The organism is Paenarthrobacter aurescens (genome assembly GCF_041549525.1).
GTDB classification, from domain to species: domain Bacteria; phylum Actinomycetota; class Actinomycetes; order Actinomycetales; family Micrococcaceae; genus Arthrobacter; species Arthrobacter aurescens.
Window position 1 is genome coordinate 3,929,759 of sequence record NZ_CP157456.1, and the last position, 17,379, is coordinate 3,947,137.

Sequence of the window (17,379 nt, forward strand, 5' to 3'; positions counted from 1 at the left end):
CCGTACGGCGACAGGAGCTTCCATTGCGCACAGTCCGCGAGGCCGGGCCCCTTGTACGTGAGCTGCGCGAAGAGCGAGGTTGGTCTCAAGCCGAGTTGGCCCGCCGCGCCAGCGTCTCACGCACCTTTGTCATCGACCTTGAATCCGGTAAGGCGTCGGTGGAGACGTCGAAGTTCATGGACGTTTTCCAAGCTCTCGGTTTCGAGATCGCCATACGTGACAGCGAAACGGGCGCGATACGTTGGTGAATACCCGAGCTCTTGATGTCTTTATGGACGGGACGCTCTGCGGCCGCGTTGAACAGTCGCCGTCCGGAAATCTGACATTCCGCTACGACCCCGAGTATCAGGCGGTCGCGAATTCAACCCCGCTTTCGCTGTCCATGCCGCTGGCAGCCACCCTCCATAAGAAGCGCAGCGTGCTCCCCTTCCTGCAGGGACTCCTGCCCGACAGTGAAGGTGCCCTCCAGACCATTGCCCGACGGTTCCGGGTGTCTCCCTCGAACCCCTTCGCAATCCTCGAACATATTGGTGCCGATGTAGCTGGTGCGCTGCAATTCATGACGCCCGGTGCCGGCTCTTCTGATGGCACCCTCTCAAGAGGAGCTGTGCAGCCGGTTTCGGATGCAGACGTGGCGGAGATGCTGGATCATGTGGTGACTGAATACAAGGACGGCACGCCCTACGATGACTCAGCAGGACGTTTCAGCCTTGCCGGGGCACAGCCAAAAATTGCCTTGCATCAACTTCCGAACGGCAAATGGGCCGTACCCGAAGACGCCACTCCCACCACGCACATCCTAAAACCGGCGGCAGGCACCTTCAGTCGCTTGGACGTGGTGGAACAGCTGACCATGAGGGCAGCAGCTTTCCTGGGGCTCGGAGTGGCCAAGTCCGAACTCGCCCGCATCGGTGAATGGGACGTATTTGTGACACGTCGCTATGACCGCCAGGAAGTGGACGGAACGTGGCGCCGCATCCATCAAGAGGACTTTTGCCAGGCGTTGAGCGTTTCTCCAGCCAAGAAATACCAGCACCGTGACGGCGGGCCGGGGGCGAGCGATATGGCCGCCCTTGTCCGATCGCTTCCTTTTGAAGCGGACCGCCGGGCAGCAGGCGAAGGGCTGTACCGGGCCTTCGTTTTCAACACCGTGGCCGGTTGCACCGACGCACACGCCAAAAACTACTCCGTGCTCCTCAACGGCAGCAGGGCCCAACTGTCCCCGCTCTACGACCTCGCTACCTACGCCCCGTATTGGGATGCGGCGTCGAACATCGACTTAGCCATGAGTGTAAAAGGCGAGTACACGCTACAGAAAATCAGCAAGCAGATGCTGGTATCAACTGGCACGCAATTCGGCGTTGATGCAGAAGCGGCCAGGGAAATAGTTGAACACTATTGTGGGGGCATCGTGGAGGCATTTGAAGCTGCCGGGGAAGAGCTGAAATCCCAGCTGGGATCTCTGCCGAAAGTCGCCGAAGACACTCTTACGAAAGTACAACTGCTGCCACTGGTCGAAGCCACCAATCTGAAATGAAGCTTAAACAGTCACAGTCTCATGATTGACTACTTCCAGGACATCGGAACAACGGATCGGAGACGGCTGCATGGGGGCAGTTACCAGCAACTTTGGGTTCATGCTGGGCGAGTGGCCGGAGTTGGCCCAGCAAGCACGCCGGGCCGAACAATTTGCCCGGGTGGATCCCCGCGCTTCCGTGTTCTACGCCCGCTACACCATCGAACGCATTGTTGAGTGGCTGTACCAAGTGGAGCCAGGGTTGGTGACCCCCTACAAGGATGACCTCAACGCCCTCCTGAACGAGCCCACCTTCAAGAATCTTGTGGGCGGCCCCATAGCCAACAAGCTCACGATCATTCGCAAAGCCGGCAACAATGCGGTCCACAATTCCGTTGGCCCCACCATCCAAGGCGCTGAGCTCGTGCTCCGCGAGCTGCACCACGTTTGCTATTGGCTCGCCAGAAATTACGCCAAAACCGGTAGCCAGCTGCCGCCATCGTTGGTTTTCGATGCCGCAGCCCTGGCACCGAAGCCAAAAGCTCCGGTCCAGCAGCAGTCACCCGAAGAGCTCCAGGCACTCGAAAGCCAGCTCAAGGCAAAAGACGAGGCGTTGGCGCAAGCAGCTGCCGACTCCGCGGAACTCAAGGCCCAGCTGGAGATTCTGCAGGCCGAAGTTGCCGAGGCCAAGAAGCAGAACCAGACGGTCCCCGACCACCACGACTATGACGAAGCCCTGACCCGCAGGCACCTCATTGATCTGGAACTCAACGAGGCGGGATGGCCGCTCAGTAACACAGAGGACCGCGAGTTCAAGGTCGACACGATGCCCACGACTAGCGGCACCCTCAACGGCGTCGGATACGTGGATTACGTACTGTGGGGCGCTGACGGACTGCCTCTAGCTGTGGTCGAAGCGAAGCGGACCACTAAGGATCCACATGTGGGAAAGCAACAGGCCAAGCTGTACGCCGACAGCCTGGAACGTCGCTACGGCCGCCGCCCCGTCATCTATTACACCTCCGGTTACGAGACATGGATTTGGGACGACACCATGTACCCGGAGCGCGCGGTGCAGGGATTCCACACACGCGATCAGCTCCAACTTCTCGTCAACCGCAGGCAGAGCCGAAAGCCCCTGGCTGAACAGGCAATCGACAACTCGATTGTCGAACGTCCGTACCAGCACAACGCTATCCGGGCCGTCACGGAAGCCTACGAGAAAGACTTCGAGCGCAAGGCTCTAGTAGTCATGGCGACCGGCACGGGCAAGACGCGCACCGTCGTCGCACTCGCCAAGCTCATGCAGGAAGCCAACTGGGCCAAGCGGGTTTTGTTCTTGGCGGACCGGGTAGCCCTGGTCAAGCAAGCAGCGAATGCCTTCAAGGCCCACCTGCCGGGTTCCAGCCCTGTCATTCTGGGCTCAGGTGATGAAGCGGACAGCCGCATTCACGTGGCTACATATCCGACCATGATGAACCTCATCAACGTAACCGAAGGAAAGCTGGGCCAGCGGACCTTTGGCATTGGCCACTACGACCTCATCATCGTCGACGAAGCCCACCGCTCGATCTACCAAAAGTACAGGGCCATCTTCCAGTACTTTGATTCACTCCTCATCGGGCTGACAGCCACGCCACAGTCAGAAGTGGACCGCAACACCTACACCCTTTTCGGCATCGAAGACAATGTTCCCACGTTCGCCTACGAGCTCAGCGAGGCCATCGAGGCCGGATATCTCGTGCCGCCGCGAGTTGTGCCGGTTCCGCTGAAATTTCCCGACCAAGGCATCTCGTACGAGGACCTCCCAGAGGCTGAGAAAGAACAGTGGGACGAGCTCGAATGGGACGAAGACGGCGAGATCCCGGACTCGGTCGATTCAAGCGTCATCAATACATGGCTCTTCAACGCAGACACAGTGGATAAGGCGCTGGAAGTCCTCATGACGCGTGGTCACAAGGTTGCCGGCGGGGATCGCTTAGGCAAGACCATCATCTTCGCCAAGAACAACCGGCACGCGGAGTACATCGCCAAACGCTTCGACAAGAACTACCCGGCGTACAAAGGCCAGTTTGCTCGCGTCATCACCTATCAGGTGAACTACGCGCAGAATCTCATCGACCAGTTTTCGACTACCGAGAGCAACCCCCAAATCGCAATCTCGGTGGACATGCTGGACACCGGCGTGGACGTCCCGGACGTCGTCAATCTGGTGTTCTTCAAAATGGTCAGATCCAAGACCAAGTTCTGGCAGATGGTGGGACGCGGTACCCGTCTTCGCCCGGAACTGTACGGGCCGGGCGAAGACAAGAAAGACTTTTTCATCTTCGACCTCTGCCGCAATGCCGAGTTTTTCAACGCTGGTATGCCCAGCAACGAAGGGTCTTTGGGCAAGTCACTCGCAGAGACCACTTTTGCGGCGCGCGTGCAGCTCCTGCAGACTTTCACCGACCTCCAATGGGATCCTCAAGCGCCTGTGGTTGCCGACCTTCGGAATACCCTGAAGCACACAGTTGACCGGCTTCCACTCGACAACTTCCTCGTCAAGCCGGCCCGCAAATGGGTAGACCGGTTCACCGAGGAAGCAACGTGGACATCCCTGGCTGCTGAGGACTACCAAGCTTTGCAAACCGAGATCGCCAGGCTCGCTTCCATCGGTGCACCCACTGACACGGAAGAGGCTAAGCGCTTCGACTACCTCATGCTCCAAACAGAGTTGGCATCGCTGCAAGGGTCGGCGGTGGGGCCGTTCCGGATAAAGATCCAAACAATCGCCTCCGCCCTCCAAGACCAACAGAGCATCCCAGCCATTGCCGCTCAATTGCCGTTGCTGGATACCATCCTCCATGACGACGAATGGGAATCAGTTTCTTTGGAATGGCTGGAAGAAATTCGACGCCGGCTCCGGGGATTGGTCCATCTCATCGAGAAGCGGAAACGCAAGGTGGTCTACACAAACTTCCAGGACGAGCTCGGCGTGCTTGAAGAAGTCGAACTGGCTGGGGCAACAAATGGCTTCGTGAATCTCCCTCGTTACAAAGAGAAAATGCGTTCGTACTTGGCGCAATATGAGGAACACGCAACCATCCAACGACTCCGGCGTAACAAGCAACTCACGGCCTTGGACCTCGCCGAGCTTGAACGCATTCTCCTGGAAAGCGGCTTGGGTTCACTCGAAGACTTGAACCGTGCCGCCAATGACGGACTCGGTCTCTTTGTCCGTTCCCTGGTTGGTTTGGACCGCGAAGCCGTTGAGGAAGCGTTGTCAGAGTTTGTGGCTGGTACTACGCTCACGGCCCAGCAGCTTAACTTCCTCAAGGTTCTGACCAGTCACCTGATGGAAAACGGAAAGGTCAGCCCTAAAGCCTTGTTCAAGTCCCCGTATGACGAGCTGGCCCCGTCCGGCCCGGGTGCGCTGTTCGGTGGTGAAAAGATCGGGCAGTTGATCAGCATTCTCCGCTCCATTGAGAACCACGCGAGGGTTGGCTGATGTCCGTCACACTGGCCCACGTCCTGGCCGGCGTGGGGGCTGAGCTGGCTCCGCCAGTTTCCCTGGATGATATCCACGTGATACGCCACTCATTCAGGCCGAATGACGAGGCAGCGCTCCGCGGACCTGAGGACCTGACGGATGAGCGCGTCGCGGCTTACACACGAGAACAAGACATCTCTTCTCGTCGCTTCCCGGCTGATCCTCCACGGCTCTGGGTGATACTCATCGCCGACGGAAAGAATCGATCGCGGCTCTGGGGAACCTTTGAAAACCACGGAGAACTGGTGCATGAGCGCACGGAAGCATGCCGGTACTTCGATCTGAGACCGGTCGAATTCCTGGCTCCTCTCAAAGACCGCCTCGTCATTGACTGGGATAACCCCCGCAGTTGGCACCGGAGCGCCAGTTCAGAGAGCGCAGCCAGGATGCAGGTGGTTGAGATCGCGGACCGCGATAAGGTCCCGTTCCCCGGTTTTGACGGCGTGCTGCTCACACATCACCAACTGCAAGAGATGGTCATCGATCCGCGCTACACGGACTGGCGGGCAGCCCTTGCCGAGGTCCAGGGAATTTACCTGATCACCGACTCCAGTAATGGGAAACAGTATGTAGGCAAGGCCGACGGCTCCGAGCGGATTCTTGGCCGTTGGACGAGCTATGCCCGCGACGGTCACGGCGGGAACGTGGCGCTCCGTGAGCTGGCGTATGAAAGCGTAGGCGAAGCAAAGAGGGTCAAGACAGACCATGCGCGTCACTTCGTTTTCAGCCTTCTCCGTGTGTTTGGGCCCAGTACGCCTTCGTCCGAGGTGAACACAGCCGAGTCGCATTACAAGGCTGCCCTCATGACTCGAAAATTTGGGCTCAACCGAAACTGACATGACGCCAAAGCGTGAAGCGACTCTTTCAGCGTTGACACGCACTTGTGACCCGTGCCATATTCAAAGCGTGAACCTGTCAGACAGCCGGACAGCCGGACAGCAAGGACCCCAGGGTGGGCATACGCCTATCTCACGCATCTCCGCAGCCGAAGCCGTCTTCGCGGCCTTGAGGCGCGCGATCGAGGGCGGCCAGTTCGACATCGGCACCAAGCTGATCTCCGAAGCCACACTCGCCGGTCAGTACGGCGTCAGCCGCTCCGTCATCAGGGAGGCGCTACGGTCCTGCAACACCCTGGGCCTCACCGTCACCAAAACCGGCAAGGGCACTTTCATTGTGGCCAACAAGGTTGCTAATGACCTTACCTTGGGTCAGTACAGTGCGCGTGATCTCAACGAAGCACGTCCCCATATCGAAATCCCGGCCGCCGGCCTCGCCGCCCAAAGAAGGACCGAGGAAGAGCTGGAGCACCTCAAGGAAATCGTCCAGGAGATGCTCACCGAGACCGATCCCGAAGCGTGGGTGAACCTGGATGCCAGCTTCCATTCAGCAGTGGCCCGTGCCAGCGGAAACCGCGTGTTTGCCAGCGTCGTCTCGGATATCCGTGAGGCATTGGCCCACCAATCCGAAACCTTGAACCTCGTTGCAGACCGGCAACACCGCTCGGATGAGGAACACGTAGCCGTTCTCAATGCCATTGAAGCCGGCGACTCTGAAGCCGCAAGCAAAGCGATGGCCGCCCATCTTCAGGCCGTCAGCGTTGCGCTGGACACGATCCTCAGCAAATGACCCACCCCAAGGACAACACCATGCCCGCCGCAACAGCCGCCCCCGCAGCGCAGAGCCTGAAAACACCCCAGCACGTCCCGCTCGTAGAGGTAACCCGGGATGGCCTGGTGGAGAGCATCCACTACGGCTCACTGATTGCCCTCAAAGCAGACGGTACGTCAGCGTCACAGGCCGGCGAACCCGACGCCCCCATGTATCCCCGCTCCAGCCTGAAGCCCTTGCAGGCTGTTGCGCTCCTGAAGGCCGGCCTGGACATCCCCCAGGACCTCCTCGCACTGACCTCTGCAAGCCACTCCGGCAGCAAAAGACACCGCGACGGCGCCACCGAAATCCTGAAACTGCACGGCCTCACCGAAGCGGCCCTGGGCAACAGCACGGACCTCCCCTATGGAGTGAAGGAGCGCGAAGAATGGCTCCGCGCCGGCAACGGCCCTACCCAAATCGCACAGAACTGCTCCGGCAAGCACGCTTCCATGACCGCCGTTTGCGTCATCAACGGCTGGCCTGTGGAGGGATACTTGCACCCCGAGCACCCGCTGCAGGTCCTGGTCCGGGAGACCATCACGGAGCTGACCGGCGAGGATGCTGCTGCAGTCAGCACGGACGGCTGCGGAACGCCTCTTTTCGCTCATTCCCTTCACGGAATGGCACGCGCTTACGGCCGCCTGGCCGCAGCGGATGAAAGCACGGACGAGGGCAAGGTTGCCTACGCCATGCGCCGATTCCCGGAGATGGTGGCCGGTGAGGGCCGCGACGTCACTGCCCTCATGCGCGCCGTCCCGGGTTTGCTGGCGAAGGACGGCTTCGAAGGCCTCCAGCTGGTGGGCCTTCCGGACGGCACCGGCCTTGCAGTGAAGATTTCCGACGGCGGCGATCGCGCCCGCATGCCCTTCACCGTTGAGGTTCTTCGCCGTTTGGGCGTCGACGGCGGCAGCCTGGACACGCTTCAGAGCCCACCTGTGCTGGGTGGCGGCCTTCCGGTCGGCGAACTTCGCGCAGCCCAAATTTTCAGCAACTAAACCAAGGACAGCTATGACCACCGTCGATCAGGCGATCCCCCTCCGTTCCGAACACGACCTTTTGGGGGACCGCAATGTACCCGCGGACGCCTACTGGGGCGTTCACACCCTCCGCGCCATAGAGAACTTCCCCATCACCGGGCAGCCCCTCTCCACCAACAAGCACCTGGTGAGGGGCCTGGCCGCCGTGAAGCAGGCAGCCGCACGCACCAACCACGAGCTCGGCCTGTTGGATGCCGAAAAGGCCGGTGCCATTGAGCAGGCCTGCCAGGACATCCTGGACGGCAAGCTGCACGAGCAGTTCATGGTGGATGTGATCCAGGGCGGCGCGGGAACCAGTTCCAACATGAACGCCAACGAGGTGATCGCCAACCGTGCCCTGGAAATTCTGGGCCACCCCAAGGGCGACTACTCCAAGCTTCACCCGAATGACCACGTGAACCTGAGCCAGTCCACCAATGACGTCTACCCGACGGCGGTGAACCTCGCCACGATCTTCTCCGTGAAGGAGCTCTTGGAAGCCCTCGAAGAACTCGAGCTGGCTTTCGCTGAGAAGGGCCGCGAGTTCCGGACAGTAGTAAAGATGGGCCGTACGCAGTTGCAGGACGCGGTTCCCATGACCCTGGGCCAGGAGTTCGGCGGGTACGCGGTAACCATCGGCGAGGACCGCGCGCGCCTGGACGAGTCCCACATGCTGATCCACGAGATCAACCTCGGGGCCACCGCGATTGGTACGGGCTTGAATGCCCCGGCGGGCTACGCAGAAGCTGCGTGCCGTCACCTGGCCGACGTTACCGGCCTTCCCCTCCTCACTGCTGCTGACCTCATTGAGGCCACCCAGGACGTTGGCGCGTTCGTGCACCTGTCCGGTGTGTTGAAGCGCGTGGCAGTGAAACTCTCCAAGATTTGTAACGATCTCCGCTTGCTGTCCTCAGGACCGCGTGCGGGTTTGGGCGAGATCAACCTTCCGGCCGTGCAGTCCGGTTCGTCGATCATGCCCGGCAAGATCAATCCGGTGATCCCGGAAGTGGTCAGCCAGGTGGCATATGAAGTCATCGGCAACGATGTCACCGTCACCATGGCCGCGGAGGCCGGCCAGCTTCAGCTGAACGCCTTCGAACCGATCATTGTGCACAGCCTGCACAAGAGCATCTCCCACCTGGAAGCAGCGTGCCGCACCCTTACGGCGCGCTGCGTCCGGGGCATCACTGCAAACACCGAGCGGCTACGGCTTACCGTGGAGCAGTCGATCGGTCTCGTCACGGCATTGAACCCCCATATCGGTTACGCCTCGGCCACCGCTATCGCCCAGGAGGCGCTGGCAACGGGTAAGGGCGTCGCGGAACTCGTGTTGGAGCATGGTCTCCTGACCGCTGCCCAGCTTGAAGAACTGCTGAGCCCCGAACGTCTGGCAAATCTGAGCAAATAGGCCGAAACTGGCCTAAGCGCTTCACCCAGCCGTCCCGCCCCATGAGGCATACCCCCACGAGGCCTTGTTCTGCGTGCCCGGATTCCCTGCCGGACGCGCCCAGGACACCCCCAACAGGACACCCCTAAGGATTCAAATGACCAATCCCATCACGGACCACACGGTCCCGGCCCAAGCGCACGCCAGCGAGAAAGCCCTCCACAAGGAGGACTCCGGCTACCACAAGGACCTCAAGCCCCGCCAGATCCAGATGATCGCGATCGGCGGCGCGATCGGCACCGGCCTGTTCCTGGGCGCCGGCGGCCGACTCAACGCAGCGGGCCCTTCCCTCGTTATCGCCTATGCAGTCTGTGGCTTCTTCGCTTTCCTGATCCTCCGCGCACTGGGTGAACTGGTTCTGCACCGCCCGTCGTCGGGTTCCTTCGTTTCTTATGCCCGCGAGTTCTACGGTGAGAAGGCCGCTTTCGTTTCGGGCTGGTTCTACTGGATCAACTGGGCCACCACCACCATCGTGGACATCACTGCGGCGGCTCTCTACATGGAGTTCTTCGGCAAGTACGTTGCCTGGATAGGTGCCGTTCCGCAGTGGGCGTGGGCGCTTATTGCCCTGGTAGTAGTGCTTGGCCTGAACCTGGTCTCCGTGAAGGTCTTCGGTGAGATGGAGTTCTGGTTCGCGCTGATCAAGGTGGCCGCGCTGGTGGCCTTCCTCTTGGTGGGCACCTACTTCGTCATCTTCGGCACCCCGGTGGAGGGCCAGGAAGTCGGCTTCAGCCTGATAGCAGACAACGGCGGAGTCTTCCCCAACGGCGTCCTGCCCATGATCATCCTCATGCAGGGTGTGCTGTTCGCCTACGCATCCATTGAACTGATCGGAACCGCGGCCGGCGAAACTGCCAACCCGGAGAAGATCATGCCCAAGGCCATCAATTCCGTGGTCATCCGGATCGCTCTCTTCTACGTTGGCTCCGTCATTCTGCTGGCGCTGCTCCTCCCTTACACCTCTTATGAGAAGGGTGTCAGCCCGTTCGTGACGTTCTTCGGCTCAATCGGGGTTGAGGGCGTGGACGTGATCATGAACCTCGTTGTCCTCACCGCGGCGTTGTCCTCGCTGAACGCCGGGCTCTACTCCACCGGCCGTATCCTCCGTTCCATGTCGGTGGCCGGTTCTGCACCGAAGTTCGCCCAGCGCATGAACAAGGCAGGCGTCCCTTACGGTGGCATTGCCATCACCGCGGGCGTTTCCCTCCTGGGTGTTCCGCTGAACTACCTTGTTCCGTCCGACGCTTTCGAGATCGTCCTGAACGTCGCTTCCGTGGGCATCATCGTCACGTGGGCCACCATTGTCCTGTGCCAAATGCAGCTCAAACGCTGGGCTGACAAGGGTTGGCTGAAGCGCCCGTCCTTCCGGATGTTCGGCGCCCCTTACACCGGCTGGTTGTCCTTGATCTTCCTGGCGGCCGTGCTGATCATGGTGTTCATCGAGTCGCCGCTGACCATGCTGGTCACCGCCATTGCCTGCGGGCTCATGGTGTGGGGCTGGTTCCTGTGCCGCAAGCAGATTCATGAGCTTGCCGCCACCCGCGATGGCTACACCGGCAGCGCGCCGGTCATCGCCAACCGCCCCATGCCCGGCGGCGATAAGTAACAGCGCCAAGACCCGCCGCTAGTTCACGACGGCGGCACCACCGGTTCCGTAACAATCGGAGCCGAGGTGCCGCCGTCGTGCGTTAACGCCCCCAACTGCGACGCAAATGGGTGGGGACGCGGGTGGAGACAGACATCGGATCATTCGTGGCTACTATTGGTCCATGGCTGTCACAGACGAGGCGATCAGCAAGATCAAAGACATGCTGATCCGCGGCGAACTCAAGGCCGGCGATCGACTTCCGCCGGAAAAGGAACTGAGCGAACGGCTCGGCCTGTCAAGGAGTTCGCTGCGTGAAGCGGTGAAAGCCCTCGAGTTGATCCGTGTGTTGGATGTTCGCCGCGGAGATGGCACCTACGTGACCAGTCTTGATGCGAAACTCCTCAACGAGGCCGTGGCGTTCGTGGTGGATCTGCACCAGGACCGATCCATCCTGGAACTCTTTGAGGTCCGACGAATCCTGGAGCCCGCAACCGCGCACTTGGCGGCGGGCAAAATCACCCCTGATGAGCTCGTGGCCCTGCGAAGCACCATGGACGGCATTGACGAGACCACAGACGTAGAAGAACTCGTGGCCCATGACCTCCACTTTCACAGCATCATCACCGAAGCCGCGGGCAACGACTACCTGGGCAGCCTGCTGGAGGCCCTGTCCAGCAGCACCGTGCGGGCCAGGATCTGGCGTGGCCTGACACAGGAGAAAGCCGTGGCGCACACCTTGGCAGAGCACCGGGCCATCACGGATGCCCTGGAACGCGGCGACGCCGAACTGGTGCGGGCCCTGGTGACCGTGCACATCAGCGGCGTGGAGAACTGGCTGAGGCAGGCGCTCTAACCCTCGGCAAGAGGAGTGACAGCCAAACCGTATGTCCTGATGGCCGTCTCCTCAAGCACGGCATCCTGCTCTGGGGGACTCAGGGTGGAGACAAGTTCCAACAGCACATCAAGAGTCCGGCCGTAAGGTGCGCCCATTGTGCTCACGGGCCAGTCGCAGCCGATCATCAGACGCTCCGGCCCGAAGGCTTCCACCGCGGACTCGAACAGTGGGCGCAGCGCATCCGCGGTGTACTGAACTCCCGGCAGATGCAGCCCGGAGAGCTTGGCCACCGTATTTGGTTCCTGCCCCAGTGCCTGGAAATCGGCGCTCCACAGCTTCATAAGATCAGGATCTGCCAGCGGCGGCTTGCCCAGATGATCCAGCACCACGGTGAGTTCCGGGATCTCCCGGGCAAGCCGCACCGCAGAACCCAGATGCCGCGGAAAGGCATCGGGGATATCCACGGTGAGGCCATGCTGTGCCACCAATGCCAAGGATTCCCGAACGGCCGGAAGATCCAGGAAGTCACCCCGCGGGTCATCGTGGATCAGGTGCCGCACACCTTTGAAGACCGGATGAGCCGTGAAGCGGTGCAACTGTTCGGCCGCTTCCGCCGGCGAGTCCAGCCGAATCCACCCCACAACACCAAACACCCACGGATTCCGTATCCGCAACGGAATCGTCAGCCTGGACCAGCACGGCTCCCCTGACCCCCGCAGCGTCCAGCGTCTCGCGGGCCTCGTCCTCCCCAAAACTGCGGAAGAGCGCACCATGCTGGGGACCAAGCCACGAATAGTGCCGCACACCACCGGCGACGAAAGTGTCCAGGGTCCACAGATGCAGGTGCGAATCAATCACCGCCCGACTCCCTCCAAAGCCTCCCATAGCTCCTCGGGCACGGGCGCGTCCATCCGTGCCGCGTTCGTGGCCACCTGTTCAGGAGAAGTGGCCCCGGCTGTCACATTCACCACAGCCGGATGCCGCAGCGGGAACTGAAGTGCCGCCGTCGGAAGTTCCACGCCATACTCACGGCAGACGGCCGCCAGCGTCCGCGCACGCTCCAGCACCTCCGGCGGGGCCTGATCGTAGTTGTAGTGCGCATCGTCCGGAACGTCGGCCCGGGCCAGGAGCCCGGAGTTGTAAGCGCCAACACTTACGACGCCGGTGCTGCGCTCCACACAGCGTTCCAGCAGCGGGACGTCGGGCTGCTCAAGCAGCGTGTACCGTCCGGCGAGCATCACCAGGTCCAGCTCCGCGGCTTCCACGCATTCCAGCGCTGCCTCGGCGGAGTTGATGCCCACACCGATAGCTTTGACAACACCTTCGGAGCGCAGCTTTTCCAATGCTGGAAGGCCTTGGGAGATTCCGGCCTGAAGATCGTGGACATCGGGATCGTGGAGATACGCGATGTCCACATGGTCCAGGCCGAGCCGTTCCAGTGAGTCCTCGATGCTGCGCCGGATGCCCTTTTCGGAGAAGTCCCACACCCGCCGCGTGGTGGCAGGAACATCGAAGCCCTCCGGGTCCTGGCCGCCGTTGGGGCTGGGTTCCAGCAGCCTGCCCACTTTGGTGGAGATGACGAACTGGTCCCGCGGTTCGTCACGGAGTACCGCGCCCAGCCTCTGCTCGGACAGGCCCAGGCCGTAGTGCGGTGCGGTATCGAAGTATCGGATGCCGGCGTCCCAGGCAGCGAGGACCGTGGCGAGTGCTTCGCCGTCGGGGATGGCCCGGTAAAGGTTGCCGATGCCGGCTCCCCCGAAGCCGAGTTTGCCGTAATTGCCGAGGTCAAGTGAGGTCATGCCAGCTCCCATACTTTGTGGATACCCGTATCCTCCCCTGAGTAATCGTCCTGGACCTCCAAAAGTTCAGCCATTCGCGCTTGCCACGGCACATTGGCCGGATGATCGGCGAGCGCATGCCGCATTGCCTGGTAGTCATCTACGTCCACTACATGGAAGAGATCGAGCCCGCTCCGCCAGATCCGCCAGTTGCGCACACCGGCGTCTTTGAGCGCTGCCACCAGTTCCGGGGGAATGTTGGCGTGGGCGTCAGCGTACTCTTCCTCCGTCCCCGGTTTGAGTTTGGTGTGGAGCGCGATGCTTTCAGGCACCGGCTTCCTCCTTGAGGAACAGCTCCAGCACGGGAACCGCTACGTCCGGCCGTTGAACGGGTAGTTTCACGGTCAGTGTTCCGGCTGGCTGTCCTCCAGGGATGGTGTTGAAGGCTTCCTGGTGGGGGTCTACTTCTTTGAGGAATACCTCGGATGCGTCGTTGAGGAGTTGTGCGTACTCCACCTTCCCTGCCAGGCCGGGGAGGTGGATGTATTCGAACGGCCAGGCGAACAAGTGCACGTAGAGCCTGTTTCCACGCTGGGTGTACCGGGCATCCTGTGGCGCTGTGAGTGTTGAGGGGCCGGCTCCGTAGATGGCGCGGGAGTGCAGTTTCATCCATTCGCCGATGCCCTCGAGGGAGGCCAGGGCGCGGGGATCGATGCTGCCGCGTCCTGTGGGGCCGATGTTGAGCAGCAGGTTCCCGCCGTTGGAGACCCCATCCACCAGCATGCGGATGAGCAGGTCCACGGACTTGTAGTTGAGGTTGTCCCGGTGGTACCCCCAGCTCCCGTTCAGAGTTTGGCACGCCTCCCAGATGACCGGCTCACCGTGGAGCATCATGGGTTCGGTGGGTTGGTACTGCTCGGGCGTGGCTACGTCGCCGGGGATGCCCAGGCGGTCGTTGACCACAATCCCGGGCTGGAGTTCCCGCACCATCGCCAGGAGTTTTTCGGAGTCCCAGTCATCGCTTCCCTTGCCGCCCCAGAATTCGGCGATTTTGGTGTCGGCGTAGGAGAAGTCGAAGAACAGGTAGTCGATTGTTCCGTAGTTGCTCAGAAGCTCCCGCACCTGGCCGTGCAGGTACTCGCGGTAGCTTGCCATATCGCGCCCGGCGTTCAGGCTTTCGACGTCGGCGCTGTTGCGTTGCGGATGTACCCCGTCAATGGTGAAGTCCGGGTGGTGCCAGTCGATCAGCGAGAAATAGAAGCCAACTTTCAGTCCCTCGGCCCGGAGTGCCTCCACGTACGGCGCAATCAGATCCCTGCCTGCGGGCGTGTTGGTTGCTTTGTAGTCCGTCAGTGCCGAGTCCCAGAGGCAGAAGCCGTCGTGGTGTTTGGCAGTGAGGACCACGTATTTCATTCCGGCAGCCTTTGCGGCGCGGGCCCATTCGCGGGGATCATAGAGGTCCGGGTCAAAGCGCCGGAAATACTTGGAGTACTCCTCCACTGTGATCTCTTCCTGGTTCATCACCCACTCGTGGCGTGCCGGAAGGGCGTAGATGCCCCAGTGCACGAACATGCCAAGGCGTGCTTCTTCAAACCAGGGTGCGTGCTGAATCAACGCGATTCCTTCCAGACGGGGCCGTTGGGGAAGCTGTATGCGGCCAGTGTTTCACGGAGCATTTCGTTTCCGGCGCCAGGATTCGACGGCGGCCAGTACGCGCCGCTGTGGACGTCCACGGGCGTGATGAAGTGTTGGTGGAGGTGGTCCACGAATTCGATGGTCCTGTTCTCCTTGGTTCCGGAGATGGCGATGAAGTCCAGCATGGACAGGTGCTGCACGGCTTCGCACAGTCCCACCCCGCCGGCGTGCGGGCAAACCCGCACACCGAACTTGGCGGCAAGCAGGAGGATCGCGATGTTCTCGTTCACCCCTGCCACGCGGGCCGCGTCAATCTGGAGGACCTGCAGTGAGCCGGCCTGCAGCATCTGTTTGAACACCACCCGGTTCTGGACGTGCTCACCGGTGGCTACGGGGATTGGCGCTACCCCGCGGGCTATGGCGGCGTGGCCGAGGATGTCATCCGGGCTGGTTGGTTCCTCGATCCAGGCAATGTCATAGGGAGCAAGGTGGGCCATCCAGTCGATTGCTTCCTGAACGTCCCAGCGCTGATTGGCGTCAACGGCGATCCTGATGTCCGGCCCCACGGCGGCACGGGCAGCCTTGACGCGGCGGATGTCGTCCTCCAAGGACGCGCCGACCTTCAACTTGATCTGGGTAAATCCGTCAGCCACGGCTTCCTTGGCCAGACGCGTCAGCTTCTGGTCGCTGTATCCCAGCCATCCCGGCGTCGTGGTGTACGCGGGGTAACCTTCGGCGCGGAGTGCCGCCTTCCGCGCTTCCCTGCCGGGCTCGGCGGCGCGGAGGATCTCCAGCGCTTCCTGCGGGGTGAGGGCATCCGTGAGGTAGCGGAAGTCCACCAGTGATACGAGCTCTTCGGGCGTCATTGCGCTGAGCAACTCCCAGAGGGGCAGGCCTGCACGTTTTGCTTTCAGGTCCCACAGCGCATTGACCACGGCACCGATTGCCATGTGCATGACGCCTTTCTCCGGCCCAAGCCACCTGAGCTGCGAATCATGTGCCAGCAGCTTCCAGGTGGCGCCCATGTCTGCCAGCAGCGCCTCAGCGTCAGCGCCAAGGATGTGCCCGCGGAGTGCCTCGATCGCCGCCGTTTCCACCTCGTTGCCGCGCCCGATGGTGAACACAAAGCCATGGCCCTCATGTCCGTCTTCGGCGTCCGTGCGGATGATCAGGTAGGCCGCTGAATAGTCCGGGTCCGGATTCATGGCGTCAGAACCGTCCAGTTCCAGGGACGTGGGAAAACGGATGTCAAAGGTTTCCATTGCGGTGATGATGCTCATGCGGCTCCTGAGGTGAGTCCCGGTTTCTCCACCCGACACTAAACATCGGATGTCTACCTTGTCAATGGGTCACATTTACGTATTATGGGTGAGAACACCACACTAGAGCTCGGATGTTAGTACCGAACGCACGGAGGAAGCCATGACCTTGAAATTCGCCAGGCTGGGTACGGCCGGAAACGAACAACCGGCCGTCATCGCCCACGACGCCCACGGCGCTGAGAAGTACTTCAGCCTCGCGGCCCTGACCCATGACATCGACGGCGGTTTCCTCGCCTCGGACGGCATCGAACGCACCCGTGAAGCCCTTGGCAAAGGGGAACTTCCCGAAATTTCCCCGGAAGGCCTTCGCATCGGCGCACCCGTTGCCCGCCCGGGCGCTGTGGTAGCCATCGGCCTGAACTACACCGCACACGCAGCCGAATCCGGAGCGACCCCTCCTGAGGTCCCCGTGGTTTTCCTCAAGCCCACCAACACCATCGCAGGCCCTTTTGACGCTGCGCCCATCCCGCCGTCGTCGGAAAAGTACGACTGGGAAGTGGAACTGGCCATTGTGATCGGCAAGGAAGCGTCATACCTTTCCTCCGTCTCCGACGCCCAAGACTGCATCGCGGGCTACGCCGTGGCCAACGACCTCTCCGAGCGTGACTACCAGATTCCCGGCGCTGCAGGTCAGTGGACCAAGGGCAAATCCCTCCCCGGTTCCACTCCCCTTGGCCCGTGGCTGGTTCCGGCGGGGGACATCGATCCAGGAGACCTCCGCCTCCAGACCCTGGTCAACGGTGAAGCCCGCCAGGATTCCACCACTGCGGACATGATCTTTGATCCCGCCACAATCGTCCACCACCTCAGCCAATACATGGTGCTGGAACCGGGCGATGTGATCGTCACCGGAACCCCTGAGGGCGTGGCGTTGTCCGGCCGTTTCCCCTTCATCCAGCCCGGCGACGTGGTGGAACTGGAAATTGAAGGGCTCGGCCGCCAGCGGCAGGAGTACTTCCGGGCCCAGGCCAGCTCCGGCAACCGGTCCGGCTCCGGCAACCGGTCCGGCTCCCGCAACCAGTCCGGGGCATCGGCTCCCGTCAGCATCAACGCCTGAGTC

The 17,379-nt window shown here is 61.4% G+C and carries 15 protein-coding genes; 10 read left to right on the forward strand and 5 right to left on the reverse strand.

The window, feature by feature from the left end; translation table 11 throughout:
• The first annotated feature begins 23 nt into the window (after window positions 1-23).
• From ABI796_RS18230 to ABI796_RS18270, 9 genes are all read left to right on the forward strand, one after another.
• A complete protein-coding gene (locus ABI796_RS18230; RefSeq protein WP_141285998.1) occupies window positions 24-248 on the forward strand; it encodes a helix-turn-helix domain-containing protein in 225 nt (74 codons plus the stop codon).
• Between the two features lie 23 nt (window positions 249-271).
• Window positions 272-1,537, forward strand: coding sequence for a type II toxin-antitoxin system HipA family toxin (locus ABI796_RS18235; RefSeq protein WP_170224979.1), 1,266 nt, complete (start codon window positions 272-274; stop codon window positions 1,535-1,537).
• Window positions 1,538-1,562: 25 nt separating this feature from the next.
• Entirely contained in the window at window positions 1,563-5,006 is a 3,444-nt protein-coding gene (locus ABI796_RS18240) for a DEAD/DEAH box helicase family protein (protein ID WP_303409148.1), read from the forward strand.
• Window positions 5,006-5,884: a GIY-YIG nuclease family protein gene (locus tag ABI796_RS18245; protein WP_141286002.1), complete on the forward strand. Its 879-nt coding sequence runs from the start codon at window positions 5,006-5,008 to the stop codon at window positions 5,882-5,884. Before ABI796_RS18240 ends, ABI796_RS18245 begins: the two co-directional genes overlap by 1 nt.
• Before the next feature lie 70 nt (window positions 5,885-5,954).
• A complete protein-coding gene (locus ABI796_RS18250; protein ID WP_141286004.1) occupies window positions 5,955-6,674 on the forward strand; it encodes a FadR/GntR family transcriptional regulator in 720 nt (239 codons plus the stop codon).
• On the forward strand, window positions 6,671-7,693 hold the full coding sequence (locus ABI796_RS18255) for an asparaginase (RefSeq protein ID WP_141286006.1): 1,023 nt from the start codon (window positions 6,671-6,673) through the stop codon (window positions 7,691-7,693). Before ABI796_RS18250 ends, ABI796_RS18255 begins: the two co-directional genes overlap by 4 nt.
• Window positions 7,694-7,706: 13 nt before the next feature.
• Window positions 7,707-9,122: an aspartate ammonia-lyase gene (gene aspA, locus ABI796_RS18260; protein WP_141286008.1), complete on the forward strand. Its 1,416-nt coding sequence runs from the start codon at window positions 7,707-7,709 to the stop codon at window positions 9,120-9,122.
• A gap of 136 nt (window positions 9,123-9,258) precedes the next feature.
• The gene (locus tag ABI796_RS18265; protein WP_141286011.1) at window positions 9,259-10,767 is read left to right on the forward strand and encodes an amino acid permease; all 1,509 of its coding nucleotides are present in this window, start codon (window positions 9,259-9,261) and stop codon (window positions 10,765-10,767) included.
• 163 nt (window positions 10,768-10,930) lie between these two features.
• Window positions 10,931-11,602 (forward strand): FadR/GntR family transcriptional regulator, encoded by a 672-nt coding sequence (locus ABI796_RS18270; protein WP_141286013.1) that lies wholly within the window; start codon window positions 10,931-10,933, stop codon window positions 11,600-11,602.
• Here ABI796_RS18270 and ABI796_RS18275 read toward each other — a convergent pair.
• From ABI796_RS18275 to ABI796_RS18295, 5 genes are all read right to left on the reverse strand, one after another.
• Window positions 11,599-12,225 (reverse strand): amidohydrolase, encoded by a 627-nt coding sequence (locus ABI796_RS18275; RefSeq protein ID WP_246095885.1) that lies wholly within the window; start codon window positions 12,223-12,225, stop codon window positions 11,599-11,601. The genes ABI796_RS18270 and ABI796_RS18275 overlap by 4 nt on opposite strands.
• Before the next feature lie 213 nt (window positions 12,226-12,438).
• Entirely contained in the window at window positions 12,439-13,395 is a 957-nt protein-coding gene (locus ABI796_RS18280; RefSeq protein WP_141286015.1) for an aldo/keto reductase, read from the reverse strand.
• Window positions 13,380-13,694 (reverse strand): L-rhamnose mutarotase, encoded by a 315-nt coding sequence (locus ABI796_RS18285; RefSeq protein ID WP_141286017.1) that lies wholly within the window; start codon window positions 13,692-13,694, stop codon window positions 13,380-13,382. Before ABI796_RS18285 ends, ABI796_RS18280 begins: the two co-directional genes overlap by 16 nt.
• On the reverse strand, window positions 13,687-14,976 hold the full coding sequence (locus ABI796_RS18290) for an alpha-L-fucosidase (protein ID WP_141286019.1): 1,290 nt from the start codon (window positions 14,974-14,976) through the stop codon (window positions 13,687-13,689). The genes ABI796_RS18285 and ABI796_RS18290 overlap by 8 nt, the downstream gene beginning before the upstream one ends.
• Entirely contained in the window at window positions 14,973-16,277 is a 1,305-nt protein-coding gene (locus tag ABI796_RS18295) for an L-fuconate dehydratase (protein ID WP_141286021.1), read from the reverse strand. The genes ABI796_RS18290 and ABI796_RS18295 overlap by 4 nt, the downstream gene beginning before the upstream one ends.
• A 142-nt stretch (window positions 16,278-16,419) precedes the next feature.
• Here ABI796_RS18295 and ABI796_RS18300 point away from each other — a divergent pair, with 142 nt between their 5' ends.
• Entirely contained in the window at window positions 16,420-17,376 is a 957-nt protein-coding gene (locus ABI796_RS18300) for a fumarylacetoacetate hydrolase family protein (protein ID WP_141286024.1), read from the forward strand.
• Window positions 17,377-17,379: the final 3 nt, after the last annotated feature.